This window comes from Synechococcus sp. H55.11, assembly GCF_047462475.1.
Taxonomy (GTDB): domain Bacteria; phylum Cyanobacteriota; class Cyanobacteriia; order Thermostichales; family Thermostichaceae; genus Thermostichus.
Genome location: NZ_JANSJI010000340.1, coordinates 23,056 through 49,212 on the forward strand (window position 1 = coordinate 23,056; position 26,157 = coordinate 49,212).

General features: G+C 61.6%; 18 protein-coding genes. 11 read left to right on the plus strand and 7 right to left on the minus strand.

Annotated features, from left to right (window positions below):
- Nucleotides 1-12: 12 nt before the first annotated feature.
- Entirely contained in the window at nucleotides 13-4,620 is a 4,608-nt protein-coding gene (gene gltB, locus NW853_RS13155; protein ID WP_414349248.1) for a glutamate synthase large subunit, read from the minus strand.
- 291 nt (nucleotides 4,621-4,911) lie between these two features.
- The gene (locus NW853_RS13160; RefSeq protein ID WP_414334301.1) at nucleotides 4,912-5,898 is read right to left on the minus strand and encodes a hypothetical protein; all 987 of its coding nucleotides are present in this window, start codon (nucleotides 5,896-5,898) and stop codon (nucleotides 4,912-4,914) included.
- A 352-nt stretch (nucleotides 5,899-6,250) separates the two neighbouring features.
- Between NW853_RS13160 and NW853_RS13165 the strand changes: the two genes are divergently transcribed.
- Together NW853_RS13165 and NW853_RS13170 are read left to right on the plus strand one after the other, a co-directional pair.
- Complete coding sequence (locus tag NW853_RS13165; protein ID WP_414334302.1) at nucleotides 6,251-7,267, plus strand: ATP-binding cassette domain-containing protein; 1,017 nt, start codon at nucleotides 6,251-6,253, stop codon at nucleotides 7,265-7,267.
- Between the two features lie 54 nt (nucleotides 7,268-7,321).
- Entirely contained in the window at nucleotides 7,322-8,176 is an 855-nt protein-coding gene (locus NW853_RS13170) for an ABC transporter permease (protein WP_414349249.1), read from the plus strand.
- A gap of 24 nt (nucleotides 8,177-8,200) precedes the next feature.
- Here NW853_RS13170 and NW853_RS13175 read toward each other — a convergent pair whose 3' ends face one another.
- Nucleotides 8,201-8,416, minus strand: a complete 216-nt coding sequence (locus NW853_RS13175) for a hypothetical protein (protein ID WP_414349250.1) — start codon at nucleotides 8,414-8,416, stop codon at nucleotides 8,201-8,203.
- 118 nt (nucleotides 8,417-8,534) lie between these two features.
- On the opposite strand from NW853_RS13175, the gene NW853_RS13180 reads away from it, so the two are divergent.
- The 4 genes from NW853_RS13180 (at nucleotide 8,535) to NW853_RS13195 (ending at nucleotide 12,802) form a co-directional block, all read left to right on the plus strand.
- On the plus strand, nucleotides 8,535-9,185 hold the full coding sequence (locus tag NW853_RS13180) for a class I SAM-dependent methyltransferase (protein WP_414334308.1): 651 nt from the start codon (nucleotides 8,535-8,537) through the stop codon (nucleotides 9,183-9,185).
- Between the two features lie 82 nt (nucleotides 9,186-9,267).
- Complete coding sequence (gene thiL, locus NW853_RS13185; RefSeq protein WP_414349251.1) at nucleotides 9,268-10,290, plus strand: thiamine-phosphate kinase; 1,023 nt, start codon at nucleotides 9,268-9,270, stop codon at nucleotides 10,288-10,290.
- Between the two features lie 304 nt (nucleotides 10,291-10,594).
- Entirely contained in the window at nucleotides 10,595-11,188 is a 594-nt protein-coding gene (locus NW853_RS13190) for a hypothetical protein (RefSeq protein ID WP_414334709.1), read from the plus strand.
- A gap of 84 nt (nucleotides 11,189-11,272) precedes the next feature.
- The gene (locus NW853_RS13195) at nucleotides 11,273-12,802 is read left to right on the plus strand and encodes a S10 family peptidase (protein WP_414334708.1); all 1,530 of its coding nucleotides are present in this window, start codon (nucleotides 11,273-11,275) and stop codon (nucleotides 12,800-12,802) included.
- Between the two features lie 10 nt (nucleotides 12,803-12,812).
- On the opposite strand, the gene cysS is transcribed toward NW853_RS13195, so the two are convergent.
- Nucleotides 12,813-14,363: a cysteine--tRNA ligase gene (cysS, locus tag NW853_RS13200; RefSeq protein ID WP_414334707.1), complete on the minus strand. Its 1,551-nt coding sequence runs from the start codon at nucleotides 14,361-14,363 to the stop codon at nucleotides 12,813-12,815.
- Nucleotides 14,364-14,766: 403 nt separating this feature from the next.
- On the opposite strand from cysS, the gene NW853_RS13205 reads away from it, so the two are divergent.
- The 3 genes from NW853_RS13205 (at nucleotide 14,767) to NW853_RS13215 (ending at nucleotide 19,391) form a co-directional block, all read left to right on the plus strand.
- Nucleotides 14,767-16,368 carry a LysM peptidoglycan-binding domain-containing protein gene (locus NW853_RS13205; protein WP_414334706.1) on the plus strand — a complete coding sequence of 534 codons (1,602 nt, stop codon included), beginning with the start codon at nucleotides 14,767-14,769 and terminating at the stop codon, nucleotides 16,366-16,368.
- A gap of 90 nt (nucleotides 16,369-16,458) precedes the next feature.
- A complete protein-coding gene (locus NW853_RS13210; protein ID WP_414334705.1) occupies nucleotides 16,459-17,799 on the plus strand; it encodes an FIST N-terminal domain-containing protein in 1,341 nt (446 codons plus the stop codon).
- Nucleotides 17,800-17,873: 74 nt separating this feature from the next.
- Nucleotides 17,874-19,391: a leucyl aminopeptidase gene (locus NW853_RS13215; protein WP_414334711.1), complete on the plus strand. Its 1,518-nt coding sequence runs from the start codon at nucleotides 17,874-17,876 to the stop codon at nucleotides 19,389-19,391.
- A gap of 128 nt (nucleotides 19,392-19,519) precedes the next feature.
- Here NW853_RS13215 and smc read toward each other — a convergent pair whose 3' ends face one another.
- From smc to rpmH, 3 genes are all read right to left on the minus strand, one after another.
- Nucleotides 19,520-23,062, minus strand: a complete 3,543-nt coding sequence (smc, locus tag NW853_RS13220; RefSeq protein ID WP_414349252.1) for a chromosome segregation protein SMC — start codon at nucleotides 23,060-23,062, stop codon at nucleotides 19,520-19,522.
- Nucleotides 23,063-23,137: 75 nt separating this feature from the next.
- Nucleotides 23,138-23,518, minus strand: a complete 381-nt coding sequence (rnpA, locus tag NW853_RS13225; protein ID WP_414334703.1) for a ribonuclease P protein component — start codon at nucleotides 23,516-23,518, stop codon at nucleotides 23,138-23,140.
- Between the two features lie 59 nt (nucleotides 23,519-23,577).
- Nucleotides 23,578-23,718, minus strand: coding sequence for a 50S ribosomal protein L34 (rpmH, locus tag NW853_RS13230; RefSeq protein ID WP_011434477.1), 141 nt, complete (start codon nucleotides 23,716-23,718; stop codon nucleotides 23,578-23,580).
- Between the two features lie 214 nt (nucleotides 23,719-23,932).
- Here rpmH and dnaA point away from each other — a divergent pair, with 214 nt between their 5' ends.
- Nucleotides 23,933-25,336 carry a chromosomal replication initiator protein DnaA gene (dnaA, locus tag NW853_RS13235; protein ID WP_414349254.1) on the plus strand — a complete coding sequence of 468 codons (1,404 nt, stop codon included), beginning with the start codon at nucleotides 23,933-23,935 and terminating at the stop codon, nucleotides 25,334-25,336.
- Between the two features lie 221 nt (nucleotides 25,337-25,557).
- Nucleotides 25,558-26,157: a hypothetical protein gene (locus tag NW853_RS13240; protein WP_414334701.1), complete on the plus strand. Its 600-nt coding sequence runs from the start codon at nucleotides 25,558-25,560 to the stop codon at nucleotides 26,155-26,157.

Sequence of the window (26,157 nt, forward strand, 5' to 3'; positions counted from 1 at the left end):
GCCCCGGATCCCCTACGACTGTACCGCCACCGGCTGGGATCGCGCCGGATCCGTCAGCTCACTCCCCTCCTCCGAAGGCGGGATCACCTGCCAAAACAGGGGCAGGTAGCGCTCCCAGTTCTGCAGGATGCGCTCGGCTTTGGGGGAATGGGTGCGGCGGTAGTGCTCCTGGATCAGGCCCTTCAGTTGCGCTTCCGCCGCCGCCGTCTGTATCCGCTGGATGCGCACGATCTCGCCGTTGACCTTGGCGGGGAAATTGCCCTCCTCGTCCAGCACGTAGGCCAGGCCGCCGGTCATGCCCGCCCCCAGGTTGCGGCCCACCCGCCCCAGCACTACCACCACGCCGCCGGTCATGTATTCGCAGCAGTGGTCGCCGGATCCCTCAATTACCGCCTGAGCGCCGGAGTTGCGCACGGCAAAGCGCTCTCCCGCCTGGCCGTTGGCAAACAGGGATCCGCCGGTGGCCCCGTACAGACAGGTGTTGCCTAGGATGACGTTTTCTGCTGGATCCCGCGGAGCTTCTGGGGGAGCCAGAATGACAATTTCACCGCCACACATGCTCTTACCCACGTAGTCGTTGGCTTCCCCCGTCAGGGTCAGGCGCATGCCCGCCAAGGTAAAGGCCCCAAAGCTCTGGCCGGCGCTGCCCACAAAGCGCAGATCCAGTAGCCCCCCTTGTCGGGCAAAGCCGGTATCCCCATACAGCCGGGCCAGGGTGCCGGCAATGCGTCCGCCCACGCAGCGATCCGTGTTGGCGATGGGGAGCTCCACTGTAGCTGTGTCGCAGGTCTCGATGGCCTTTTGCACCTCGGGCCGCGCCAGGATTGCCTCGTCCAGCACCGGGCCGTTGCCATGCACCAGCTCATGGTCTATCCACTCGGGCCGCTGGTGGGGAGCGAAGCCGGGGGGAGTCCGCAGCAGATAGTCCAAGTTGAGGGACTGGGTTTTCTCCAGAGCCGCGTCGGTACGGGGGCAGAGCAGATCCACCCGGCCGATCACCTCCTCCAAGGAGCGGTAGCCCAGTTGGGCTAGGACTTGGCGCACCTCCTCGGCCACAAAGGTAAAGAAAGTTACTACCTGGTCAGGAGTGCCGGGGAAGCGCTTGCGCAGCTCCTCTTTCTGGCTGGTCACCCCCACCGGGCAGTTGTTGGTGTGGCAGACCCGCGCCATGATGCACCCCTCGGCAATCATGGCCACTGTCCCGAAGCCAAACTCTTCCGCCCCCAGCATGGCCGCCATCACCACTTCCCAGCCGGTGCGAATGCCGCCGTCCACCCGCAGAATCACCCGCTGCCGCAGTCCGTTTTCCAAAAGGGCGTGATGCACTTCCACCAGGCCCAGCTCCCAGGGCGCCCCCGCGTGTTTGATCGAGCTCAAAGGAGAAGCCCCTGTGCCTCCCTCGTGGCCGGAGATCTGGATGATGTCGGCATTGGCCTTGGCCACCCCCGCCGCCACGGTGCCGATGCCCACCTCCGCCACCAGCTTCACCGACACCTGCGCCTGCGGGTTGACCTGGTGCAGGTCGAAGATCAACTGGGCCAGATCCTCAATCGAGTAGATGTCGTGGTGGGGCGGCGGCGAGATCAAGGTCACCCCCGGCTTGGAGCGGCGCAGCTTGGCAATGTAGGGGCTGACCTTTTTGCCCGGCAGTTGTCCGCCCTCGCCCGGCTTGGCTCCCTGGGCAATTTTGATCTCGATTTGCCGCGCGTTGAGCAGGTACTCTGGCGTCACGCCAAAGCGGCCCGAAGCCACCTGCTTCACTGCCGAGCTGGCGTTGTCCCCCATGCGCAGGCCCTTCAGGTGGGGGAAGCGCGCCGAGGTGCCCTCCGGCGTCACATCGGTGATGGGGATGTAGCGCTCCGGATCTTCTCCACCTTCGCCGGAGTTGGACTTGCCGCCAATGCGGTTCATGGCAATGGCTAGGGTCTCGTGGGCCTCGCGGCTGAGGGCCCCTAGCGACATTCCCCCCGTGGCAAAGCGCTTGAAGATCTCGGTGGCCGGCTCTACCTCTTCTAGGGGAATGGGATCCCGGTCGCTGCGAAAGTCCAGCAGATCCCGCAGGGCTGTGGGGGGGCGGTGGCGCAGATGGGCCCGGTAGATCTCGTAGTGGTCGGGCTGTCCTGAGGCGATGGCCTTGTGCAGCAGCTTGGCCATCTCCGGGCTGTTGATGTGGTACTCCCCCTTGGGCCGCGCTTGGATAAAGCCAAAGTTCTCCAATTTTTTCGCGCTCAGCTCGGGGAAGGCGCGGCAGTGGTTGGCCATGCCCTCGCGGGCCAGATCTGCCAGCGTCATCCCCCCGACCCGCGACACCGTGCCGCGGAAGGCCAGCTCGATCACCTCTTGGCTGAGGCCGATGGCCTCGAAGATCTGCGCCCCGTGGTAGCTGGAGAGCAGAGAAATGCCCATCTTGGAGAGGATCTTGAGCAAGCCCGCCTCGATGGCCGTGCGGTACTTCAGTTGGGCTTCGGCCAGAGAGAGCTGGGGCAGCTTGCCGGCGGCCATTTGGGTTTGCGTCTTGGGCTTGTGCCACCACTGCCGCACCGCCTCGTAGGCCAGGTAGGGGCAGACGGCGCTGGCCCCATAGCCGATCAGGCAGGCAAAGTGGTGGGTACTCCAGCATTGGGCGGTCTCCACCACCAGAGAAGCGCGTAGGCGCAGCCCCTCCTGGATGAGGTGATGGTGGACAGCACCCACGGCCAGCAGGGGCGGGATCAAGGCTTGCTCAGCACTGAGACCGCGATCCGAGAGGATCAAGATCTCGGCCCCCTCCCGCACCGCCTGCGCCGCCTCTTGGCACAGGGCCCGCACCTGAGCGGCCAGCCCTTCTGGCCCAGCGGCTACCGGGTAGAGGATGGGCAGCGTCCGGCAAGAGAAAGGCGTCCGCTGCAGGGCAGCCAGCTCCGCCTCGTTGAGCACCGGGCTGCGTAGGTGCAGCAGGCGAGCATGCTCCGGACGGATCTCCAGCAGGTTGCCTTTGGATCCCAGGTACACCTCCAAAGACATCACCAAGCTTTCCCGCAGGGGATCGATGGCCGGGTTGGTGACCTGGGCAAAGCGCTGCTTGAAGTAGTCGTAAAGGGGGTGGGGCTGGGTGGAGAACACCGCCAGCGGCGCGTCGTCCCCCATGCTGAAAACCGGCTCCTTGCCTGTGGCCGCCATCTCCTCGATGATCATCTCCACATCTTCCGAGGAGTAGCCGCAGGCGGTTTGAACCTGCAGCAACTGCTCCTCCGCAAGCTGCGGGGCAACCTCAAAGTCTTGGCTGGCCAGCTGGACGCGGCAGGTCTTGAGCCATTCCCCATAAGGGTGTTGGGCCGCCACCCGAGCTTTGATCTCCCAGTTTTTGTAGAGCCGGCCACTTTGCAGATCCACCGTCAGCATCTGCCCTGGTCCCAGCCGCCCCTTTTCTAGGATCTCGGCTTCCGGCAGGGGAACCACCCCGGCTTCTGAAGCCACCACCAGCAACCCATCGCGGCTGAGGGCGTAGCGGGCCGGGCGCAGGCCATTGCGATCTAGAGTGGCGCCAATGGTTTTGCCGTCGCAGAAGACCACCATCGCCGGCCCGTCCCACGCTTCCTGCAGGCCGGCGAAAAACTCGTAGAAGTCCACCACTTCCGGGTGATCTTGCAGCTCCGGCTGGTGGCGGTAGGCTTCCGGGATCAGCGCCATCATCGCCTGCTGACTGGAGTAGCCCGACGCGATCAAGAGCTCGAAGACCGCATCCAAGCCTGCCGAGTCGCTGGTGCCGGGATCGATGACGGGTTTGAGCTCTTCGATGGCCTCGCCCCAGAGGGGATGGGCCAAAGAGGGCTCGCGGGCAGCCATCCAGTTGACATTGCCCAGGTAGGTGTTGATCTCGCCGTTGTGGCAGAGGTAGCGGAAGGGCTGGGCCAGCGACCAGCGGGGCAGGGTGTTGGTGCTGAAGCGGCGGTGGTAGGTGGCGTAGGCGGTGGTGTAGAGGGGGTTGTGCAGATCGCGGTAAAACTGGCCCAACACGGCTGACTGCACCATGCCTTTGTAGACGATGAGCCGGCAGGAGAGGGAAGCAAAATAGATGGAGTAAAAGCCGAATCGGCTTTCCACCTGCCGCCGCAGGCGCCGCCGCAGCAAATAGAGCTGTCGCTCCAGCTCATCCCCCTCCAGCCTGGGATGGGTGAGGAGCATTTGCCAGATAGAAGGCAGGGTTTGTCGCGCCATTGGCCCCAGGCACTCCGGATTGACCGGCACCCGGCGCCAGAGGGGCCGTCCCCACTCCGTGGTGGCCAAGTAGTCGTCGATGAGCTGCCGCACTGCTTGGCACTCGGCGGGATCCGGGGGCAAGAACACCATGCCCACAGCACTGCGGCGGGGATCCCAAGCTCGGATCTCCTCCCTCTCTGCCTGCAGCAGCGCCCAGGGAATGGCCGTGGTAATGCCGGCTCCATCGCCGCTTTGGCTGTCCCCGCCGCAGCCGCCCCGGTGCTCCATGCAGGTGAGAGCTTGGAGGGTTTTTTGCAGCAGCTCGTGGCTGGCCCTCCCCTGGCGATCCACCAGGAACCCAACGCCGCAGGCATCCCGCTCTTGAAAGTGCCAGTTTTCCTGCAGGATAGGAACCGAAGCCTGGGAGCGATGGGGATTCATGGGCAGAAAAACAGCTCGGAGTCGATCACATTTTAGAGTTGGAAAACCAGCATATCGCAATCCAATCCGACAGGAAAAGGGGTTAGGCCCAAGTCAGGGCTAGATTTTGCCAATAGGGCAATCGAATAAGCCAGGAAAGCCAAAAAAGCTTGCCATGAACAGATTTTTCGAGCTTTTTCGGCTAGCTTCTTCAGCAGACTTTGGACGATCTGGGAAAGCCAGGCCGTACATTCCAGCTTTTACTGGCTCCGCTTGCTGCAAACCGGCAGGTGGAAAGCTGTGGCTTAATTGTTATCTGAAGAAGTCAGAAAATGTATTGCGCAGATCGGAGAGCCGGTCGTTAAAGCAGGTGAGCCGATCAGCGGTGGAGTTCACCATCGTCAAGTCTGCCCTGCCGGTTGTGCCCTCGGATCCCAAGAGGGGAACGCTCATGCGGCTGGGATCCGCAGCATTCTGGGAGACGCGGATAACGGCTCGCTCGCGGTTGAACTGATAGGCTTCGGCCACGTAGCGGATGGGCTCGCTCAAGCTGGGATCCACCGGCAAGCTGGGGGCCGGCAAAAGATCCACCAGCTCGGTAAAGGTGCCGCTCCGCAGGCCCACCACGGCAGCAGCCCCCAACTGGTTACAGATGGCGATGAGCACCGGTTCTTGGGCGCTGGCGCTAACGTTGGCCAAGGTGACGGTGACGTTGGCCCGGCTGGGTGCCGGGGGATAAGTAACCTCAAAGATGCGGGCGGGAGCGTTGCCCAGCTCGTCGCGGGCGCGGAAGCGAAGTTGCCCCCTGTAGGGCAGGATGGAGGAGAAGTAGAGGCCAAAGCGGTCGCCGGGGCCCCGTCCGGGGATGTTGGCCTGGCGGGGGACGTAGGCGAGGACGGCGCGGCTTTGCCAGTTGTTGGGCGGCGCATAGGGCAGCAGCGGGCTACTGTCGAGGCTGGGAGGTTCTCTGGGAGGCGGATCCGGCTGGCCATCCCTGTTCAAGTCCAGGCCGTTGCCCAAAAAAGCCACCGAGCGTTGGAGAAGGATGGGGCGGTTTTGGTTATCGACCAGAGGAGGTCGCCCTTCCGCCAGCCCCGCATTTTCCACATAGACGTTGAAGGGGCGATTCAAGATCTGGTTGTCCCGCTGCCGCCGCAGGTTGAACTGAAGGTAGGGCCCCACCCCGCCTGCTGTCGGGGATCCCCCTGTAATTTCAAAGTCGTCAGCTCGCAAAAAGGCATTTTCCAGCGGGCTAAGCGGAGTTGTCGCCTCGCCGCAGCCGACCAGGCCGAGCGCCAAGATCGCCCAAGCTGCAAAAGATCCCAGTTTAGGTTTGATGAGATTTTGGATGAGAGATTGAAGAGGGGAAGTCGGGCCCGCACAGGTGGGATGCGCAGGCCAGCGGGCGAGCTCTGGTTTCAACATTCATCTCCTCCCCACAACAGACATTGGCGACCGTTCGGCGCGAGCGGGCTGAGCGGGAAATCGGCGAAAATCCACCTGCAGCCCCTCAGCGTCGCCTGAACCACTATATCCTGAGCCTCGGTCTGGATCCCACCATCCCAGGGAGTCGGCGGCTACAGAGCTGCCGAGAGGGGGCGCCCCCCCTTTCTCCTGAGCGGCTTGATAGCCTAGAAGGAGCGAAAGGTGGATGCCCATGTCAGATACCCCTGCAGTCTTGGTAGAACAACTCCAGAAGCGCTACGGCTCCACAGTGGCCGTGGCAGATGTCTCCTTCCAAGTAGAGCCCGGCCAGATCTACGGCCTTCTCGGCCCCAACGGCGCCGGCAAAACCACCACTCTGCACTGCCTGTGCACCCTGCTGCGCCCTGACGCAGGTCGGATCGAGGTGTGCGGGATCCCGGTCAACCAAAATCCCAAGGCGGTACGGGAAAAGCTGGGCTTTGTTGCCCAGGAGGTGGCCTTGGATAAGGTGCTGACGGGGCGAGAATTGTTGCAGTTGCAGGCCGATCTCTACCACCTGCCTCGCCCCTTGGCCCAAGAGCGGATCGCCGCTGTCCTGGAATTGCTGGGGCTGGCCGACCGGGCCGACCAACGCATCGGCACCTACTCTGGCGGCTTGCGCAAACGCCTAGATCTGGCGGCAGGACTGCTGCACCAGCCCCAGGTGCTGGTTTTGGACGAGCCCACGGTGGGCCTGGATATCCCCAGCCGGCTGGCCATCTGGGACTTTCTGCGCCAACTTAAAAACACCGGCGTTACGGTGGTGCTCAGCAGCCATTACCTGGAGGAGGTCGACCTGTTGGCCGACCGGGTGGCCATCATCGACCGCGGCAAGGTAATTGCCGAAGGCACCCCAGAAGAGCTAAAAGCCCGCGTCGGCGGCGAGCGCATCACCCTCAAGCTGCAGGAGTTTGCGCCGCCAGAACTGGCCCAGCGGGGGGCCGAACTGCTGGGATCCCTGCCCTTTGTCCAAAAAGTGGTGATCAACAGCGCCCAGGGCAACGCCCTCAACCTCGTGGTGCAGCGCAATGGGGAGGATCCCCTCAGCCAGATCCGCGCCCAGCTCGAGGCCCACGGGCTGGAGATCTTCAGCAGCACCCAATCCCGTCCCAGCTTGGATGACGTGTATTTGGCGGCAACCGGGCAAACGCTCCTGGATGCGGAGCTGGCTGCCGCCGAAGCCAACCTGGGCAAAAAGAAGTAGTTTTTCCCTGATTCCCGATCCCTACCTCATTCAAAACTTTGCAGGAGCCTTGGTATGACCTCTGCTGCTTCCCCAACCCCATCCAACCCAATTCCTCTATTTACAGCCGACTTTTGGCAGGAGACCTTTGCCCTCGCCCGCCGCTTGTTTATCCAACTGCAGCGTCGCCCCACAACCCTGCTGGTCGGCATCATCCAGCCGCTGCTCTGGTTGATTTTGTTCGGGGCCTTGTTCCAGAATGCCCCTGCCGGCATTTTCGGGGCCGGACAAAACTACACCCAGTTTTTGGGGGCAGGGGTGATCGTGTTTACGGCCTTCGGCGGGGCCTTGAATGCCGGCGTGCCGGTGATTTTCGACCGGGAATTTGGATTTTTAAACCGATTGTTGGTGGCTCCCCTCACCTCTCGCTTTTCCATTGTGCTGGCCTCTAGCCTGTTCATCGTCAGTTTGGCGCTGCTGCAGACGGCGGTGATCGTGGGGGCAGACTATGCCCTCGGAGCCGGGATCCCGGACGGGCGGGGCTTGGCGGTGGTGGCCCTGATCGTGGGCCTGTTGGTCTTGGGCTTTACAGCCCTGAGCTTAGGCCTGGCCTTTGCTATGCCGGGGCACCAGCAGTTGCTGGCCTTTATCTTTTTGGTGAATCTGCCACTGATCTTTTCCAGCACGGCTTTGGCTCCCCTCAGCTTTATGCCCACCTGGCTGCGCTGGGTGGCCAGCCTCAACCCGCTCACCTTTGCCATCGAGCCGATTCGACATGTTTACCGCAGCAGCCATTGGAGCTTTGCCGATGTGGTACTGCAGGCCCCCTGGGGCGACCTCACCCTGGCGGGATCCCTGGGCCTATTGACGGGGTTTGTGGTGGTGTCGGTTCTGCTGGCGCAGGGGGTGCTGCGCAAGAGTTTGGCTTGAGCACCTCTGCTCAGGCTGTGCCCCTCAAAGCCACTGGCGGGAGACGGACTTCTCCAGCTCCGCTTGCGCCTGCTGCACCAGGGCCTGGGGGCTGTCCTGAGCTGGGGAAACGTCCAGAGACGGGGTGAGGCTGCGGGCTTGCAGGGCCATGTGGAGCTGCAGCTCGGTTACATAGTCGCGCAGGCCAAAGCCAGCGGCAGAAGAGGAGCGAGCTGTCGAAGAAGTGTAAGACGCAGACATCACGGCAAGAAGTCCCTCGCAAAATTGCCACCGTCGCCCTGCTACGCTATCACGCCCGCCCCCTTTCTGAGGGTTCCAAAGTGTTAGCTTTGATTAAGCTTTGCAAAGGATTTTTGTCATGGCGGTTCTTGAAGATTGGCAGCGCTCCAAGTTGGATCCCAGCGACGATGCCTTCTTTTATGACTATCCCCGCTTTGTAACCCACGTGGATGCCGGCTTTATCGGCCAGCTCACCGACCTGTACCGCCGGTATTTGCGGCCCCAGACCCGCATTCTCGATCTGATGAGCAGTTGGGTTTCTCATCTGCCGCCGGAGATGGATTTTGCCCATGTGGAGGGGCATGGGATGAATGCCGAGGAACTGGCGGCCAACCCCCGGCTCCATCACTTCTTCATCCAGAACTTGAACCAAAACCCAATTCTGCCCTTCCCAGATCAATCCTTCGATGCGGTGCTGAATACGGTTTCGGTGCAATACCTGCAGCAGCCGGAAGAGGTGTTTGCCGAGGTGCACCGCATCCTCAAGCCCCAGGGCCTTTTCATTGTCAGCTTCTCCAACCGCATGTTTTTCCAGAAGGCGATTCAGGCTTGGCGGGACAGCTCGGAAGCAGAGCGGGTGGAGCTGGTCAAGCGCTATTTTAAGTCGGTGCCGGGGTTCGAGATTGTCGAGGCCATCCAGCGGCCTGCCCCCATGGGTTGGCTGAGCTTGTTGGCAGGAGGAGGCGGGGATCCCTTCTATGCCTTGATTGGACAGCGAGCGGCAGAATAAAGTTCTCCGGCTTGCCCATGGCACTATTGGATCCTGATATCCAGATCTCTCTTTCCGCTTTGTTTGTCCGCAAAAGGTGCCTTTGTTTTCCGGTCTTTCTCACAGCTCTCCTCAGCAAAGCAGCGATCCCTTTCCCCTGGAGATCTCAGCAATTGGCGAGGCAGGGCTGTTGCAGATCGTACAGCGCTACTGCCCTGACCAGGTGGTGGGGGATGACGCGGCAGTGTTGGCCGCTCCCAAGGGGCAGTTGGTGGTGACCACCGATGTCTTGGTGGAGGGGGTTCACTTCAGCGACTTAACCACCCCGGCCCATGCAGTGGGCTGGCGCGCGGTGGCGGCCAATCTCTCGGATCTGGCGGCGATGGGATCCCGTCCCCTGGCTTTGCTGGTGGGCCTGGGCCTGCCGGGATCCACGCCGGTGGCTTGGGTGGAGGAGCTCTATCGAGGGATGCAAGCCTGTTGTGCCCCTTGGGGAGCGGAATTGGTAGGGGGGGATCTGTGTCGGTCGCCGCAGCGGTTTGTGGCGATCACGGCTCTGGGATCGGTACAGCCGGGGCGGGCTATTGAGCGCAAACGGGCCCAGCCGGGCGATTGGCTGATCGTAACAGGGCCCCATGGCGACGCGCGGGCCGGCCTGGAGCTGCTGCTCCATCCCGAACAGGGATCCTCAGCCGCGGCAGCCGAGCGAGAGCAGTTAATCAGGGCGCACCAATATCCGCGCCCGCGCTTGGATCTATTACCCCTTTTGGAAAGGATCCCGGATCCTTTGCGCCTGGCCGGCATGGACACCAGCGATGGCTTGGCAGATGCTCTGGTGCAGGTGTGCCAGACCAGTGGGGTGGAGGCGCGGATCGAGGCGGAGCGGATCCCGATTTCGGCGGCTTTGCAACATGTTTTTCCGGGCCAAGCCCTGGAGTGGGCGCTCTACGGCGGGGAAGATTTTGAGCTGTTGCTCAGCGCCGAGCCCGCGCTGGCCCAGCGCCTTCTGGAACAGTTGCCGGGGGCGACCTGGATTGGGGAAGTAACCGGCTGGGATCCGCAGGGAACGGTGTGGTTGAGTGACGGACAACCCCTCAGCCGCCAGCACGCCTTCCAGCACTTTTGAGCCCCATCCCCCCTCTCCCTCTGGGAGAGGGGCTGGGGGTGGTCGCGTGAGCGGCGCGGAGCGCTTGGGCCTCTGGGAGAGGGGCTGGGGGTGAGGGCCGTGCGCCTCAATTCAAGTTGAACAAGTAGGCTTTCGGGCTGCCCAAAACTGCCCAAAGTTGCAGATAAAGCTACTCACCCCGGAAAAGGGGCTGGCACTTTGATTCGATAACCTAGAAGTTATGGAGAGATCTGCACAGGGAAGGCAACTGGCCCCGCAAGGCCACAGACACCCGCCAGAACTCTGGAGAATTAGGAGATTTGCAATGAAAGCTATCTTAGCAGCCGCTGTGATTGGTTGGGCAGGGATCCCTCTGCTGGCCCCCTTGCCGGTGGTGGCCCAGCCGCTTTTTGAATTGGGCACCTACCGCCTTGAGCAGGGGACGATCATTCCCGTCGGCAGCCTCAGCAGCGAAGGGCCGCAATACTTTTATCCAGACACCATCTATCCCCTGGAAGTGGCCGTCACGCAAAACATTTTCGACAACCAGGGGCGTTTGGTGATCCCGGCTGGCAGCCGCGTCTTCGGGCAGATGGAGCCGGCGCCGGGCGGATCCCGCTTTGTTGCCACTGCCATCGTCCTCGGGGGTCGCACCTATAGCCTGCGGGCTGTTTCCAACATTCTTCACGACGAGAAAGATCCCCGGCAGTATTCGGCTGAGGCCATCGCCCAGGATGCGGCCATTGGGGCAGCCGCAGGCACCCTTTTGGGAGCCATCACCGGCGGTGTCTCGGCGGGCAATGTCCTGGGAGGGGCAGCGGCTGGCGTAGTGGTAGGCAATGTTACCGCTCCCCAGGTGGTGGTGCTGCGCCCCGGCCAATCTTTTAATCTGACCTTGGAAGCGCCGCTCACCCTGTAACCCTCGGCTCCTGTTCCAAGGCAGGGGTGGAGATCTGGCAACTTGTGATTTACTGGATAGGCAAGTTGCAGCTCCCGTGTCTCTATGCCTGCAGAATCTAAGTCCACTCCTGTCTTGCACACCACAGAGCACACGTTCAACGCCGGGGGGGAGTCCTTCCCCTACAGGGCGGTGGCTGGCTGGCAGACGCTCTTCCGCCGAGAAAAGCCGGTGGCCGAGATCTTTCACGTCGCTTATCTGAGGCAGGATTCTGACTCCCCGCACCGCCCGCTGACTTTTGTTTTCAACGGCGGGCCGGGGGCCGCCTCTGCCTATTTGCACATGGGATCCCTGGGGCCGAGACGGATTTGCTTTGGGCCCAACGGCAGCCTGCCGCCCTCGCCGGTGCAACTGGTGGATAACGCCGAAAGTTGGCTGCTGTTTTCTGATTTGGTCTTCGTCGATCCGGTGGGGACAGGCTTTAGCCGCGCCCTGCCCAAGGAGTCTCAAGACGCCAAAAGTTCTCAGGAAAAATCCGATCCGGCGGCCAAGCCCACTCAGCCGGAGGAGAAGGAGGAGGAGCCCCCCAAAGAAGCACCCTTCTGGGACGTGGAGCGGGATTTGCAATCTTTGGGCGAGTTTATCCAGGGCTTCCTCTCGCGGTATAAGCGCTGGCTCTCTCCCATTTTCATTGCCGGTGAGAGCTACGGGGGATTTCGGGTGGCGCGGCTGGCCAAGGAGCTGCAAGCCAAGTTTGGGGTGGGCCTGTCAGGAGCGATTCTCATCTCGCCGGCCATCGAGTTCGGGCTGCTGGAGACCACCGATTACAACCTCAGCACCTGGGCAACCCTGTTCCCCTCCTATGTAGCCACGGCAGCCTATCACGGGCGGTGTGGCTGGGGGGAGGATTTGCAGATCTTGCTGCCCAAAGCAGAAGGCTTTGCCCGCCAGCGGCTGTTGCCTCTTTTGGCCATGGGGGAGGCGATGCCAGAGGCAGAGCGGCAGGCCATCTACACAGAGATGGCGGCAGGGATCGGACTCTCACCTGAGTATGTGGCCCACAAAGGCGGTCGGATCGACCCGGCCAGCTTTGCCCGCGAGCTGTTGCGCTCCCAGCGGCTGGTGCTGGGGCTGTACGATGCTTCCGTCACCACGGTGGATCCCTTTCCGGATCGGCCTACCTTCGAGGGATCCGATCCCACCTTGGATGGGGTGGATCGCCTCTTTACCGCCGCCATCAACAGCCACCTGCGGGAGACCCTCCAGGTGGACACAGACTTGACCTACCACCTCCTGAACTTAGAGGTGTTCAAGTCCTGGCGGTTTACCCCCAAAGGGGAACTCAAGCAAGGGTTTATTGGCGCCATGGACGAGCTGCGCAGCAGCATGGCCCTCAATCCCCACCTGCGGGTGGGCATTCACCACGGCTTCTACGACCTGGTCACCCCTTACTTTGCCTCCGACCACCTGGTGGACTTGATGAAGCTGGATCCCCGCCTCAAGGCCAACCTTCTCTTGCGCCACTACCGCGGCGGCCACATGTTCTACACCTGGGATCCCTCGCGAGTGGAGTGGTTTGCCGAGATGCGCCAGTTCTACCGCCAGGCCGTTTCCGGCCTAGGGATCCCTTCGTGATGGGCAACCCCTACTCCCGCAGCCAACGGGTGGTGCCGTCTTTTTGGTCGATGAGGGTGATCCCCAGGGCCTTTAACTGCTCCCGGATTCGATCCGCCTCGGCAAAGTTTTTCGCCCTGCGGGCTGCCGTGCGTTGGGCCACCAGCTCCTCGATCTGCTTTTCTTCGAGGGGTGGAAGCTTGGCCAGTTCCCCATTGGCGACGGCTTTCTCAGATCCCTGGGCGGTGGCAGGCTGGGGCCAGCAGAAGCCCAGCGTGGTCAGGATCTCCAGCAGGGCGGCGCTCTTCTGCCTCAGCACCTGCGGCTGCAGGTGGGTGTGGCCCTGGTGGGTCAAGAGGTTGTGCTCACGGATCAGTTCTTTGGCCAGCTCAAAAGCAAGGGCCAGCGCCCCAGGGGTGCCAAAATCATCGTCCATGGCCGCCTGAAAGGCTTGCATCGCCTCGCAATCGGGAGATGCCGTCTGGCAAAACTGCTGGGCGCAGTGGATCCCTTTTTGGAGGGTTTCCCAGCCGTGGCTGGCCGCCTGCATCGCCGGCTCGGTGAGGTCAATCGGGCTGCGGTAATGGGTCTGGAGCAGGAACAGCCGCAGGGCCATGGGGTGATAGACGGCAAGCGCCTGGCGTAGGGTGGTGAAGTTGCCCAAAGATTTGGACATCTTCTGGCCGTTGATGTTGACAAAGCCGTTGTGCAGCCAGTACTTGGCCAGCGGCTTGCCGGTAATCGGCTCCGATTGGGCCAGCTCGTTCTCGTGGTGGGGAAAAATGAGATCCGCTCCGCCGGCGTGAATGTCGATGTGATCCCCCAGAGTCTCTCGCACCATAGCCGAGCATTCGATGTGCCAGCCCGGACGTCCCCAACCCCAAGGGGACTCAAACCCCGGCTCGGAAGGGGGAGCCGCCTTCCAAAGAGCAAAATCGAAGGGATCCTGTTTGCCAGCCCCTTCCTCCCCCACCCGGCCACTGGCCCCTGCCTCCAGCTCCTCTAGCTTGCGACCGGAGAGCTGGCCGTAGTCCGGGAATTTACGGACGGCGTAGTAGACATCGTAAGCAGGGATCTCCGCCTGACGGGCAAGGGGATCCCGTACCCGGTAGGCAAAGCCCTTGAGCTCCAGCGATTGGATCAGCTCGAACATCGCCCGCAGCGATCGGGTTGCCCTGGGGTAGAGATCGGCCCGCTTGATGTTGAGGCGATCCATATCCTGGAAATACTCGGCGATGAAGCGTTCCGCCACCGCCTGCATCGATTCGCCCCGCTCTAGGGCCCGCTTGAGGATCTTGTCGTCCACATCGGTAAAGTTCTGCACATACTTCACCCGGTAGCCCCGCCACTCCAGGTAACGACGCACCATGTCCCAGACCACATAGGTGCGCGCATGGCCGAGGTGGCAGAGATCGTAAACCGTGACGCCGCAGACGTACATCCGCACCAGGGGCTTCTCCCCAGCAGCCGCCTCGGCGGATCCCTGAGAAGGATCGGCAGAAATGAACCCAGATCCCCCTGCTGCCAGTGGCTGAAACACTTCCTTGCGGCGGGTTAATGTGTTGTAGACAACCAAGTCCATTGATATCCCCAGTTTGTAGTTTCAGCTACAGCAAGGTGGGCTCTATCTTTCAAAAAAGTAAGGTGGCACACTTTGCCCTGAATCGGATAAGGCTGGACAAAATCTCAACGGGCCAAGGGCTGAAATCATTGTGGGGTAAGCGTTTTAGCCGAAATTACCTGCAAAGGCTTGTCTAGATTTGTTAACTACGGTACCCTAACCTGAGTGCGAACCAACCTGTTCATGATCCAACTTCACTTCGGCTTGAGCCACCGCAGTGGGGTTGGATAACAAGGGGTCTGTGCCCCTCATTTTGACATCTTCTTCTCTTGCACTCTAGTGTCAGCCTGTTGGTGTGAGGATGCCCCCAAAATTGACGTTCTCAACTCCCCGCCAGGGAGAGCTGGAGCACAGGGGTGCTGCCGTGAGCCCCCTTTCTCCGCCCGAGATCCCAACGCTTCAGGATCCTTCTGCCTATGAAGGCTGGGACAGGGATCCTGCCGCCCCCTTGAGGCTCCGGTGGGCCGGTTTGGCCCTCTCTCTCAGCTTAACGGGCCTGGTGTGGCTTCTGAAGCTGGAGGCGGATCCCTGCACAGAAGCTTTGGCAGAGCAGATGGCGGATTTGCAGCCGGCCAGGCGCTCAACCGAGGCTGAGACAGCTCAGCCAGAGCCTGGGGATTCAGCGCCGGCGCGGCGGGGTTATCCGGCTTGGGCCACCAGCCTTCTGCTGATGCTGGGCTTGGCTGGGGTCGCTACCCTACAGCAGCGACAACTGCATCGCCACCCTTGGGGATCCCAGGTGGCGGAGCCGATTCCGCCCTCGGTGCACACGCTGTCCGGCGCCCTGCAGCAGAACTACGAGCAAAAAAAAGCCCAACTGCGGCAAGCCTTCGAGGCCGGCCAGATCCCAACCGGGGAAGGGCCTCGAGGCATTCTCGAGCATGAGGTGCAGCCGGGAGAAACCCTCTGGCATCTGACCCAGATGTACCAGCTCGACGCCGCCGCTATCGCCGTCTCCAATGGTATGCAGGCCAGCACGCCACTGCAGCCGGGGCAGAAGTTGCTGATCCCCAGCCAGCCGGGATTGATCTACACCGTCCAGCCAGGAGATACCCTGGAAGACATTGCCAACCGCTACCAAGTTCCGCAGCAGCGGATCATCGAGGCAACCCCCCTGGATCGGCCTGAATATCTGCGCATCGGCCAGCGGCTACTCATCCCCGGCGATGTGGGCGAGCTGATCCGGCGCGAGAAGGAGAGGATCGCCGCCCAGAAGGCCCGCGAAGCGGAAGAGCGCCGCCGCCAGGAAGAGGAAGCCCAACGCCAAGCCGAGGAGCAAGCTCGATTACAGGCCGAGCAGCAGCGCCGGGCCCAGCAGATGCAGCAAGAACGGCAGGCCCTCTTGGCCGGTGGCTCCCTGACCCACACGGTGGGAGCCGGTGACACCATCGAGCGGATCGCCGCTCGCTATGGGGTAACGCAGCGGTCGATTATCGAGGCCAACAACCTGCGCAATCCCCACTGGCTACGCATTGGCCAACGCCTGACGATTCCGGCACCGGGCACGCAGCCCCCCCGCCCGGCCCCCGCCCGACAAGCCCAGAGACAGACCCAAGCTCGGCCAGCGCCGCCAGCTCCTCCCCGGGCCCGCAGCAGTGGCTTCATCTGGCCGGTTGCCGGGCAAATCACCTCCGGCTTTGGCTACCGTCGCGGTCGCTTCCATGCGGGGGTCGATATTCCCGGCCCGGTGGGATCCCCCATTGTAGCCGTTCAGGAGGGGGAGGTCATTTTTGCCGGCAACGCCGGGGATGGCTACGGCAACCGCGTGGATATTCGCCATCCCAACGGGATCGTTACCCGCTACGCCCACGGCCACCAGATCTACGTATCCCAGGGCCAGTATGTGCAGCAGGGGCAGACGATCATGAGCCGGGGCAATACGGGCCGCAGCACAGGGCCGCACCTGCACTTTGAAGTCCGCCCCGGCGGGGGTGCACCTGTGGATCCCCGCCCCTATCTGCCCTGATCCTATCCCCAAAGAACCTGGGTCGAACAACCAGTTCGGGCATAAATTGCTAGCCTAAAAAAGCAAACTCCAGACCGTAGGAACACGCCGATGCAGTGGGTGAACGCGCTCTCCCAGCTCCCTTCTCTGGAAGCGGCTCTGCGGCAGGTGGTGGAGGAAGCCAAGGCTAAGCTGCAGGCAGCCCAACTGAAGAGCGCCCTGACGCGACAGGTGCAGGCGGTGGGATCCGGCAGCTTGCCGGGGCTGCTCACCGGGTATGTCCCCTCTCAGCCTCTGCGGCCCAACTTGGGGGTTTTGTTTGTGTCGGCGGCCTTTGCCAGCGAGTACATTCGCGTGCTGCCCCTGTTGTCGGAGCTGTTGGAGGTGGACGTTTTGATCGGCTGCTCCGGCGGCGGTATCGTGGGTGGGGGGCATGAAATTGAGGATGGGCCGGCCCTGTCCCTGTCTTTGGCGGTGCTGCCGGATGTAGCCTTGCGCCCTTTTTATTTGCAAGGGGAGCAATTGCCGGACTTGGATGCACCCCCTTCGGCGTGGATCGATCTGGTGGGAGTTGCGCCGCAGACCCAGCCGCACTTTTTGCTCTTGGCGGATGGGTTTTCCTCCCGCATCTCCGAGCTGCTGCAAGGGTTGGATTTTGCCTATCCAGGGGCGGTCAAGGTGGGGGGATTGGCCAGTGGCGGCCGCGGCCCGCGCGGCAATGCTCTGTTCTTGCTGGATGCGCGTACCCCCACACCCCGGCGGGAGCTGTATCGGGTAGGCACAGTGGGGTTGGCCCTTTCCGGCAACGTGGTGCTGGAAGCCGTAGTGGCCCAGGGGTGTCGCCCCATCGGGGATCCCTTGCGCGTCACCGAAGCGGAGGGGAATGTGATCCTCGGCTTAGAGGGGCGTCCTCCTTTGGCGGTCTTACAGGATTTGGCCGAACGGCTCAGCCCATCGGATCAACGCTTGGCCCGCCAAGCTCTCTTTATCGGCCTGCTGATGGACGAGTTCAAATCCGAGCCGACGCCGGGAGATTTTCTCATTCGCGTGATCCTGGGCATCGATCCACGGCTGGGGGCAATGGCCATCGGGGATCGGGTGCGCCCCGGCCAAACGGTGCAATTTCATCTGCGCGATGCCCAGACTTCGGCGGAAGATCTGCAGTGGGCCCTCAGCCGCTATCGTGCCGAGCGCAACCTACAGCAAAGCTACTCCTCAGAGGGCCCCTCGCAACCAAGGCCGGAGCCCTGTGGGGCGTTGATGTTCTCCTGTCTGGGACGAGGCAAGGGGCTGTACGGCACCCCCGACTTTGACTCGCAACGGTTTCGGGAATTGCTGGGGGAGCTACCCCTGGGGGGCTTCTTTTGCAACGGCGAGATCGGCCCAGTTGGGGGATCCACCTTTTTGCACGGCTACACCTCTTGCTTCGGGATCTTCCGGCCCGCCCACTAGACCCCCATCCCGGGAGCCGGTGAAATTGGATAGACTGAGGATCGCTTGTGAACGGCGTAACCGAAGGGTTTTTCATGCAGCTTCATCTCAGCGAGCCACCACTCACTCAAGGGGAATGTGCCCTGGTCTACTGCTTTGCGGCTTCTGGCGGAAATGGCCGCCTACCTCTGCCCCCTGAGATCGCCTCTTGGGATGAAAAGGTGTGGTCGGGTCTGGTGGCGGAAACAGTACAGGAGCAAGGGTTTCAGGGCAAGCCGAACAGCAGTGTTGCCCTGCGCCTGACCGGAGAGCTCCGCAAACTGGTGCTGGTGGGGCTGGGGGATCCCGCTGCCCTGACGCTAGAAGCCCTACGACGGGCCACAGCCAACGGCCTGCGCCAGGCTCATGGCTTAAAAGCCAAGCGGGTGATGCTGTCTTTGCCGGAGACGGGGTTGGATCGGGTACGTGTGGTTCAGGCGGTGGCCGAAGCCTGCCTATTGGTGGCGCACCGGGACAATCGATTTAAATCTTCAGCCAAACAGGAAGAGGAAAACAGCTTTTCTGTGCAGGAGGTAACCCTCTTGGTGCCGGGGTTGGCCCAGGCTCGCCCCGATTACGAAGCCGCGCTGCAGCGGGCTACTGAAATGGCTGCAGGGACGATCTTGGCTCGGGAATTGGTGGCTGCCCCCGCCAACATCGTTACTCCTCTGGCCCTGGCCGATACGGCCCGCCAACTGGCTCAGGAATACGGTCTAGAGGCGGAGATCTTGGGGCAGGAAGAATGTGAAGCTCTGGGGATGGGGGCCTTTCTGGGTGTGGCCAAAGCCTCTGATCTGCCGCCCCGGTTCATCCACCTCACCTACAAGCCGGCACAAGGGGATCCCGTCACCAAATTGGCACTGGTGGGCAAGGGTCTGACCTTCGATTCGGGTGGATTAAACATCAAAACCGACTCCCGCAGCATCGCCATGATGAAAACCGATATGGGGGGAGCAGCGGCGGTTTTGGGGGCTGCGCGGGCCTTGGCCGCCCTCAAGCCTCAAGCGGAGCTGCACTTCATTGTCGCCGCCACGGAAAACATGATCAGCGGCCATGCCATCCATCCGGGGGATATCCTCACCGCTTCCAACCAAAAGACCATCGAGGTTAACAACACCGACGCAGAAGGTCGCCTTACCCTGGCAGATGCACTGGTATTTGCAGAAAAGCTGGGCGTCGATGCCATTCTCGACCTGGCTACCCTGACCGGTGCCTGTGTGGTTGCCCTGGGGGAAGAAATTGCCGGATTGTTCACCCAAGATGAGACGCTGGCCCAGGAGCTGCAGCAAGCTGCCAACCTCTCAGGAGAAAAAATCTGGCGAATGCCGATGGAGGAGGGCTATTTCGAGGGCCTCAGCTCGATTGTGGCCGACATGAAAAACACCGGCCCCCGCTCAGGGGGATCCATCACCGCCGCCCTGTTCCTGAAGCAGTTTGTGGAGAAAACTCCTTGGGCCCACCTGGATATAGCAGGCCCCGTTTGGACAGAGAAGGATGCAGGCTACAACAACAAAGGGGCCACCGGCTATGGGGTGCGCACGCTGGTGGAGTGGGTCTTGGCGCGCAGCTCATAACTCCGCCTTGGGGCCCTGCAAAATCACCAAAATCTCCCGGTTTGCCCTGCGGAGTTTTTGGAATCTACGCTTTTGTCTGGATAGCGAGCGAGATGGGATCTCGCCGCGATGGCCGCCTGCTGGCTGCTTTAGCCGACGTGAGCGGTGGGGTTGACCAGGCCAATTACTTGGGTGTAGGCGCCGCGAGCCTGGGTCACCCCGATGGTGCGCTCGGCTTTTTCGAGCATGGGGCGGCGCAGGCTGACCACCAAAAATTGTGCCTGGCGGGATTGCTGCCAGATCATGTCGGCCAACTTTTCCACGTTGGCCCCATCCAAAAACATGTCCACTTCGTCAAAGGCATAAAAGCTGGAGGGGCGAAACCGTTGCAACGCAAAAATAAAGCTGAGGGCCGTCAAGGATTTTTCTCCGCCCGACATGGCGCTGAGACGACGCACCGGCTTGCCTTTGGGGCGGGCCACCAGGGTCAGACCCCCAGCCAAAGGATCCTCTGGGTTTTCCAATTCCAAGTAGCCCTCGCCCTCGGAAAGCTGGGCAAAGATGGTCTGGAAATGGCTGTTGATGGCATGGAAGGCATCCAAAAACGCTTGGCGGCGCAGAGTAGAAAAGTTCTCGATGCGCAGCAGCAATTCGGTGCGCTCTTGGTGCAGGGTTGCCAGTTTGGCGCTGAGATCCCCTAGGCGGGCTTGGGTCTGTTCGTATTCGGCGATGGCCAACATGTTCACCGGCTCCAGGGATCGCAATTGCTCTTCGATTTTGCGTTTTTGCTGCTGCAGCTCGTCTAGGGTCAGGTGGGGGGGCAAGGGGGGAAGGGGATGCGGCAGCGCTTGGGCCGCAGCTTGCAGTTGGGTTTGCAGTTGGGCCAGGATGGCCTCTTTTTCTTGCTGTTGGGTGAGGGCGTTGTAGCGTTCCCATTCCAGGCGTTGGAGCTGCTGCTGTTGGGCGCGCAGTTGAAATTCCTGCCGCTCTCGCTCTTGGCGCAGGTGGGCGAGGCGGGCTTCAATCTGGCCCATCTGTTGCCGTTGCTCGGCAATGTGCTGCTGGATTTGGGCGAGAGTGGCCTGGGCCTGGGCGATTTGCTCTTGAAGTTGGGCCTGACGCCGTTCGCCCTCTTGCAGGCGCTCCTGGTGGTGCTGGATCTGGGCCTGCTTCAGGTGTTGCTGGCTGAGGTTCTCCTGTTGCTGTCGCTCTAGGTGGGCCAGGTGGTGTTGCAGCTCCGCCAGGTGGCTCTCCTGCTGCTGCACTGTCTGCTGCAGTTGCTGCCAGTGCTGGTTGACCGGGGATCCCTCCAGTTGGCTGAGCTTGAGGGTGAGGGCGGCCAGGCGCTGTTGCAAGGGATCCCAGCGGAGTTGAATCTGGTGCAGCCGCTGCTGGATCTGGTGGCTTTCGCTTTGCCATTGCGTCAGGGATCCCTGTAGGTGTTGCAGGCGGGCCTGCTGGTTTTGGCAATCGGCCTGGTGTCGCTCCAGATATTGCCGGGCTTGCAGGGCATCCTGGCGGGCCAGGAGCAGGGTCTGGGCCAGTTGTTTTTCGCGGGCTTGGGCGGCTTTTAGGCGAGGGGTGAGGGCGGCCAGCAGCGCTTCCAGATCGGCCAGGCGGGCGCGCAGGGCTTCCCCTTCCGAGTGTTCGCCGGCAGAAAAATGGATCCCCTGTCGCTGCGGGCTGGTGCCGCCGCTGATGGCCCCTGAGGTTTCCAGCAGCTCCCCTTCCAGGGTGACCATGCGGTGCTGGCCGATGTAGGGCCGGGCCAACTCCAGGCTCTGGAAAACCAGGGTGGATCCGAGCACAAAGCCAAAAACATCTCGGTAGCGCTCTTCAAAGTGCACCAAACGAATGGCGTAGTCGATCAGACCGTTTAAGTTGAGGGGGGCGGGCGGGCGGGCGGGCGGCAGCTTGTTCAGAGGCAAAAAGGTGGCGCGCCCCAGTTTTTCCCGCTTTAAGAGGTTGATGGCGCTGACGGCGACGCTGTCATCTTCCACCACCACAAAGTGCAGTCGGTTGCCTGCCGCGATCTCCAGCGCCAGTTGATACTGGGGATCCACCTGCCCCAACTGGGCCACCAATCCCAAAACCCCCGGCAGGCGGGCGCTCAGGATGGCCTGGGTGGCGCGGGATCCCTGGGATTCTTGCAGCACTTGGCGGCGGGTCTCCCATTTGTCCAGTTGCCGCTGCTTGGCGTGGAACTCGGCGGCCAGCCGCTCGTGGGTGGCGCGATCCAGCTCCAGGTTGGATTGCAGTTGCGCCAGCTCTTGGGCCAGGGCCTGCACCTGGGCTTCCGACTGCCGGCAGGCCTGTTCCAGCTCGGCGGTGAGGGCCAGGTGGGATCCCAGCCACGTCTCGATCTGGGCGATCTCCGCCTGGGTCTCCTGGCTTTGCCGTTCCAGTTGCCGTTGTCGCTCTTGCAGGCGAATTTGCTCCTGCTGCAGAGGCTCCTGTTCGGCGCGGATCTCTTCGAGGTGGCGGGTGAGGTAGCGCTGCTGCTTGACCCAGGCCTCGGCAGATTGGGCCAGGGCCCGCAGTTGTTCGCGGCTTTGCTCCAGGCTGATTCGGGCTTTCTGCACCTGGGCTTGCAGGGATCCCTGGGCTTGGGCCAGTTGCTCCTGTTGGCTTTGCAGGTGTTCCAGCTCTGTCTGCAGGTGCTGCTGTTGGGTTTGGCGCTCCTGCTGCAGGCGCTGCGCTTGCTCGATTTCCTGCTGCCAGGCTGCGATCTGTTGGCTGAGCTGTTGCCGTTGCACTTCGGCGGCAGCGATCTGGGCCTGCAGGTGCAGGTATTCTTCCTCCCCCAGGGCGTGGATGCGGCTTTGCAGCTCGCTCAGGGCGGCTTCGGCCTGCTGCAACTGCTCGCTCAAGGTCTGCACCTGAGCAGTGGCTTGCTCCTGAGCTGCCAAAAGCTGACGAATGGCTGCCTGGGTTGCTTCCACTTGGGCTTGCAAATGCCGCCAGAGCAACACCTGTTGCTGCTGCTCCAGCGTTTGCCACTGCAGCCGCAGTTGCTGGTACTGCTGCGCCTTTTCGCTCTCCTTGAGCAGCCGCTCTCTTTGGGCTTGCCATTCCTGCTCGATGAGCCGGAAGCGCTCAATTTGTTCTCGCACCCCCTCCAGCTTGGCGTTGGCCTGGGCGATCTTGCGGTCGAAGGTGGCCACCCCCGCCAATTCGTCGAGGATCTGCCGCCGCTCCTTGGAGTTCATGGAGATGATGCTGGTAACATCCCCCTGCAAGACAACGTTGTAGCCGTTGGGGTAGATGTGCATCGCCTCCAGTTGCTCGTGCAGCTCGCTCAGGGTGCAGGGCACATCGTTGATGTAGAAGGTGCTGGTGTAGGGCAGGGAGTCGGGATCCTCCCCCTTGCCGGGGCTGACCCGCAGCCGACGGCTGACTTTCCATTCTCTGGGCTGGCCATCTTCTCCCGGCCCCAGATCGAAGGTGACGGAAACGTGGGTCTCCACCCGCCGGTTGCTGTTGAGGCTGCCGGAATGCACCAGATCCGAAAGCCTCTCTGCCCGCATCCCCCGTGAGGAAGACAGCCCCAGCGCAAATAGGATCCCATCCAGGATGTTAGACTTGCCGGAGCCGTTGGGGCCGGAGATGACCGTAAAACCCGGCAACAGGGGCAGCGAGGTCGTGCTGCCAAACGACTTAAATCGGGTCAGCTCGATCCGCTTGATGTACATCCCACCCCATATCTGGTGCAACCAGCAGCAGATGATGGCACCAGGCTAGCACGGGTAGTGCAGCCTGCCCAGCCTCTAAGAAGGCCCAGGATCTGGGCTTGGATCGACGAGCAGATCGGCCTTTTGCAAAAGACGATGCACCTCTGCCTGTAGCTCTGGCCACTTGTAGGTGAGCAGGTTGGGCTTGGGGATGAGCAGCAACTGGTAGCCAGGCTTTAGGTTTGGACAGAGAGGCCGTATGGCCTCCCGCAGGCGACGCCGCAGCCGGTTCCGCCGTACCGCCGATTTGCTCACTTTTTTGCTAACTGCCAACCCCACCTGGCTGGGGATCCCTTCACACCCTGGGGGCATCGGCTGAAACAGAAGGGTCAAGCCCGCACCGGAACGACGCTGCCCCGCTTGGTAAAGCGCCTGGAAAGCTCGCCGATCCCGCAAGCGATAAGGAGCAGGCAGCATGGTGGCGGATCCCACCCTGAACTAAACAAAGGGCCCTGCCCTTAAAGCCGGATCGCGCCTCAAGAAACAGCCAGGCGATAACGCCCCTTGGCCCGCCGCCGCCGCAAGACCTGCCGCCCGGTTGCTGTGCGCATTCTGGCCCGAAACCCAGAGACGCGAATGCGTCTGCGATTGGTGCCGCGAAGGGTACGCTGAGTCATGGTGAGAAGCCAACCTATGAAGCCAACATCACTTGCCAGAGCCGACCAGAGCGAAATTCAGCCTGGGGCGAATAATTATAGCAGACTCAACGGAAAATAGCTAGATTGGCCAGCCCACGCCGAGCAGCTAAATTGGGAATCCTAAAGCCACTGTCGAGGGAGCAGAGGCTGCTGTTCCTCTTGGGCTTTTGCTGTGTCGCTCTGGGTGTGTGGTGTGGATATCTCCCTGGATCAGCTCTGGAATGAAGCTCTGGGGCATCTACAGGTACAGCTCAGCCGTCCAACTTTTGAGGCTTGGATCAAGACGGCGCGGCCTGAGTCGTTGGTGGACAACCGCCTCACCATCTCGACTCCCAGCGAATGGGCGCGGGGTTGGCTGCAAAAGCACTACGCCTCCACCATCACCGAGGTGGTGCAGCGGGTGGCCGGGATCCCTTTACAGGTGGAGTTTTCGGTTTCCCCCCACGCTTTGGTTGAGGAAGAACCCCCTGCAAAAGCCATTTCCCCAACATTGCCCAGAGCCGGCAGCTTACCTGCCTCCCCCACTCTAGGGCTGGAAGTCGGCGGCAGCCTGCCGATGCGAGCGCCGGATCTCAACCCCAAGTATTCCTTCTCACGGTTTGTGGTTGGCCCCAACAACCGCATGGCCCATGCTGCAGCTCTGGCCGTAGCCGACAAGCCTGGGCGCGCCTACAACCCGCTGTTTCTCTGCGGCGGAGTAGGGCTGGGCAAAACCCACCTCATGCAGGCCATCGGCCACTACCAACTGGAGGCGAATCCGCAGGCGAAGGTCTTTTACGTGTCCACCGAGCGCTTTACCAACGATTTAATCGATGCCATCCGGCGAGACAGCATGCAGTCTTTCCGGGAGCACTATCGAGATGTGGATATTTTATTGGTGGACGACATTCAATTTATCGAAGGCAAAGAGTACACCCAAGAGGAGTTTTTCCACACCTTTAATACGCTGCACGAATCGGGTAAACAGATCGTGCTGGCTGCCGACCGCTCCCCTCACCTGATCCCTCGTCTGCAGGAGCGGCTCTGTTCTCGGTTTTCGATGGGCTTGATTGCAGAAATTCAATCGCCGGATATCGAGACCCGCATGGCCATCCTTAAGAAAAAAGCCGAGTACGAGGGGATGAATCTACCACCTGAGGTGATCGAATACATTGCCACCACCTACACCAGCAACATTCGCGAGCTGGAAGGCGCCCTCATCCGCGCCGTCGCCTACGTCTCCATTTCTGGCCTGCCGATGAGCGTGGAGACCATTCAACCCATCCTCAATCCGCCCAGCGAGCCGAAAGAGATCACCGCCGATATAATTATCGAAGTCATCTGTGAAGAGTTTGGCGTTGACCGGGAGAGCTTATTGGGATCCTCCCGCAAGCGCGACATCAGCCAAGCGCGGCAAATTGCTATGTTCCTGATGCGCCACTACACCCATCTCAGCTTGCCCAAAATTGGCGATTATTTTGGCGGGAAAGACCACACCACCGTTCTCTATAGCTGTGAAAAAGTTCGCCAGTTGCAGCGAGAGAATCTACAATTTGAGCGGCAACTGCAAAAGTTAGCCGAGCGCCTGCGGGTTGTTGCCCACAGCCGAAAGAGCTAGGTTTTCCGTTGTCATTGAGCCGCCCCCGGTTCTCCGCTGTCCCGTTTTCTGTGGAGGATCCCTCTCGAAGCAGCTAGAGTTAAAAACGGGATAGGCGAGGGTTGCAGTTGGTGGAGCGATCTGGCAAAGGGCTTTGCTTGGGTCTGTTGCTCCTCGGGGCCGAGCTGACGCCAGGGTGGCCAGTTTGGGCCAATTCGACGCAAGCAAGTCTTCCAGATCCTGTGCCGGCCCCGCTCTCAGCCGCTTTGGATTTGGGGCTGGAGGGCCAAGTTCTGGAAAATAGCCCGGTGCTGCGCCGCTGGCTGCAAAATCCACCCAATCTCCTGGAAGAAATCCGCAATACCCCCGTCCTGCCCACCCGCCTGCAGGCCGGTTTCGAGTCCTCCTCTCACTGGCGAATCAGCCTGCAGGACTTGCGCCTGGCCGATCGCCTCACCCTCAGCGGCGACTATCGACAATCTTCCGAACATCCAGAAGTGCGCCAGTACGGGTCGGAGATGCGCTACTTTCTGGCCCCCATGGGATCCCGCTTGAACCTGGCCCCCCAACTGGGATATCGAGCTTTGGAACAGAAAAACCACAGCCTCAGCGGAGTTAGCTATGGGGCTTTTGCCGTTTTGGCCCTGGCGCCCGAAGCAGCAGATTTGACCGGCAGCTACAGTTGGGTTGCCCCCCAGGAAAAAGGACAAGCCACCCTGGCGGAGATCACCGCTGCCTACGCCATCAGCCCTTCCTTTCGCCTTTCTGCTCGCTATAGCTTGCGCAACTCGACCTTGGCACAGGAATCCAGCTTTGGCTTTGGCCTGGAGTGGATCCCTTAG

Bases quoted from the DNA above. Each gene is read 5' to 3' on its own strand.
- gltB (WP_414349248.1), bottom strand. From the start codon at position 4,620: ATGAATCCCCATCGCTCCCAGGCTTCGGTTCCTATCCTGCAGGAAAAC.
- NW853_RS13165 (WP_414334302.1), top strand. From the start codon at position 6,251: ATGCCCATGTCAGATACCCCTGCAGTCTTGGTAGAACAACTCCAGAAG.
- NW853_RS13170 (WP_414349249.1), top strand. From the start codon at position 7,322: ATGACCTCTGCTGCTTCCCCAACCCCATCCAACCCAATTCCTCTATTT.
- NW853_RS13175 (WP_414349250.1), bottom strand. From the start codon at position 8,416: ATGTCTGCGTCTTACACTTCTTCGACAGCTCGCTCCTCTTCTGCCGCT.
- NW853_RS13180 (WP_414334308.1), top strand. From the start codon at position 8,535: ATGGCGGTTCTTGAAGATTGGCAGCGCTCCAAGTTGGATCCCAGCGAC.
- NW853_RS13190 (WP_414334709.1), top strand. From the start codon at position 10,595: ATGAAAGCTATCTTAGCAGCCGCTGTGATTGGTTGGGCAGGGATCCCT.
- NW853_RS13195 (WP_414334708.1), top strand. From the start codon at position 11,273: ATGCCTGCAGAATCTAAGTCCACTCCTGTCTTGCACACCACAGAGCAC.
- cysS (WP_414334707.1), bottom strand. From the start codon at position 14,363: ATGGACTTGGTTGTCTACAACACATTAACCCGCCGCAAGGAAGTGTTT.
- NW853_RS13210 (WP_414334705.1), top strand. From the start codon at position 16,459: ATGCAGTGGGTGAACGCGCTCTCCCAGCTCCCTTCTCTGGAAGCGGCT.
- NW853_RS13215 (WP_414334711.1), top strand. From the start codon at position 17,874: ATGCAGCTTCATCTCAGCGAGCCACCACTCACTCAAGGGGAATGTGCC.
- smc (WP_414349252.1), bottom strand. From the start codon at position 23,062: ATGTACATCAAGCGGATCGAGCTGACCCGATTTAAGTCGTTTGGCAGC.
- rnpA (WP_414334703.1), bottom strand. From the start codon at position 23,518: ATGCTGCCTGCTCCTTATCGCTTGCGGGATCGGCGAGCTTTCCAGGCG.
- rpmH (WP_011434477.1), bottom strand. From the start codon at position 23,718: ATGACTCAGCGTACCCTTCGCGGCACCAATCGCAGACGCATTCGCGTC.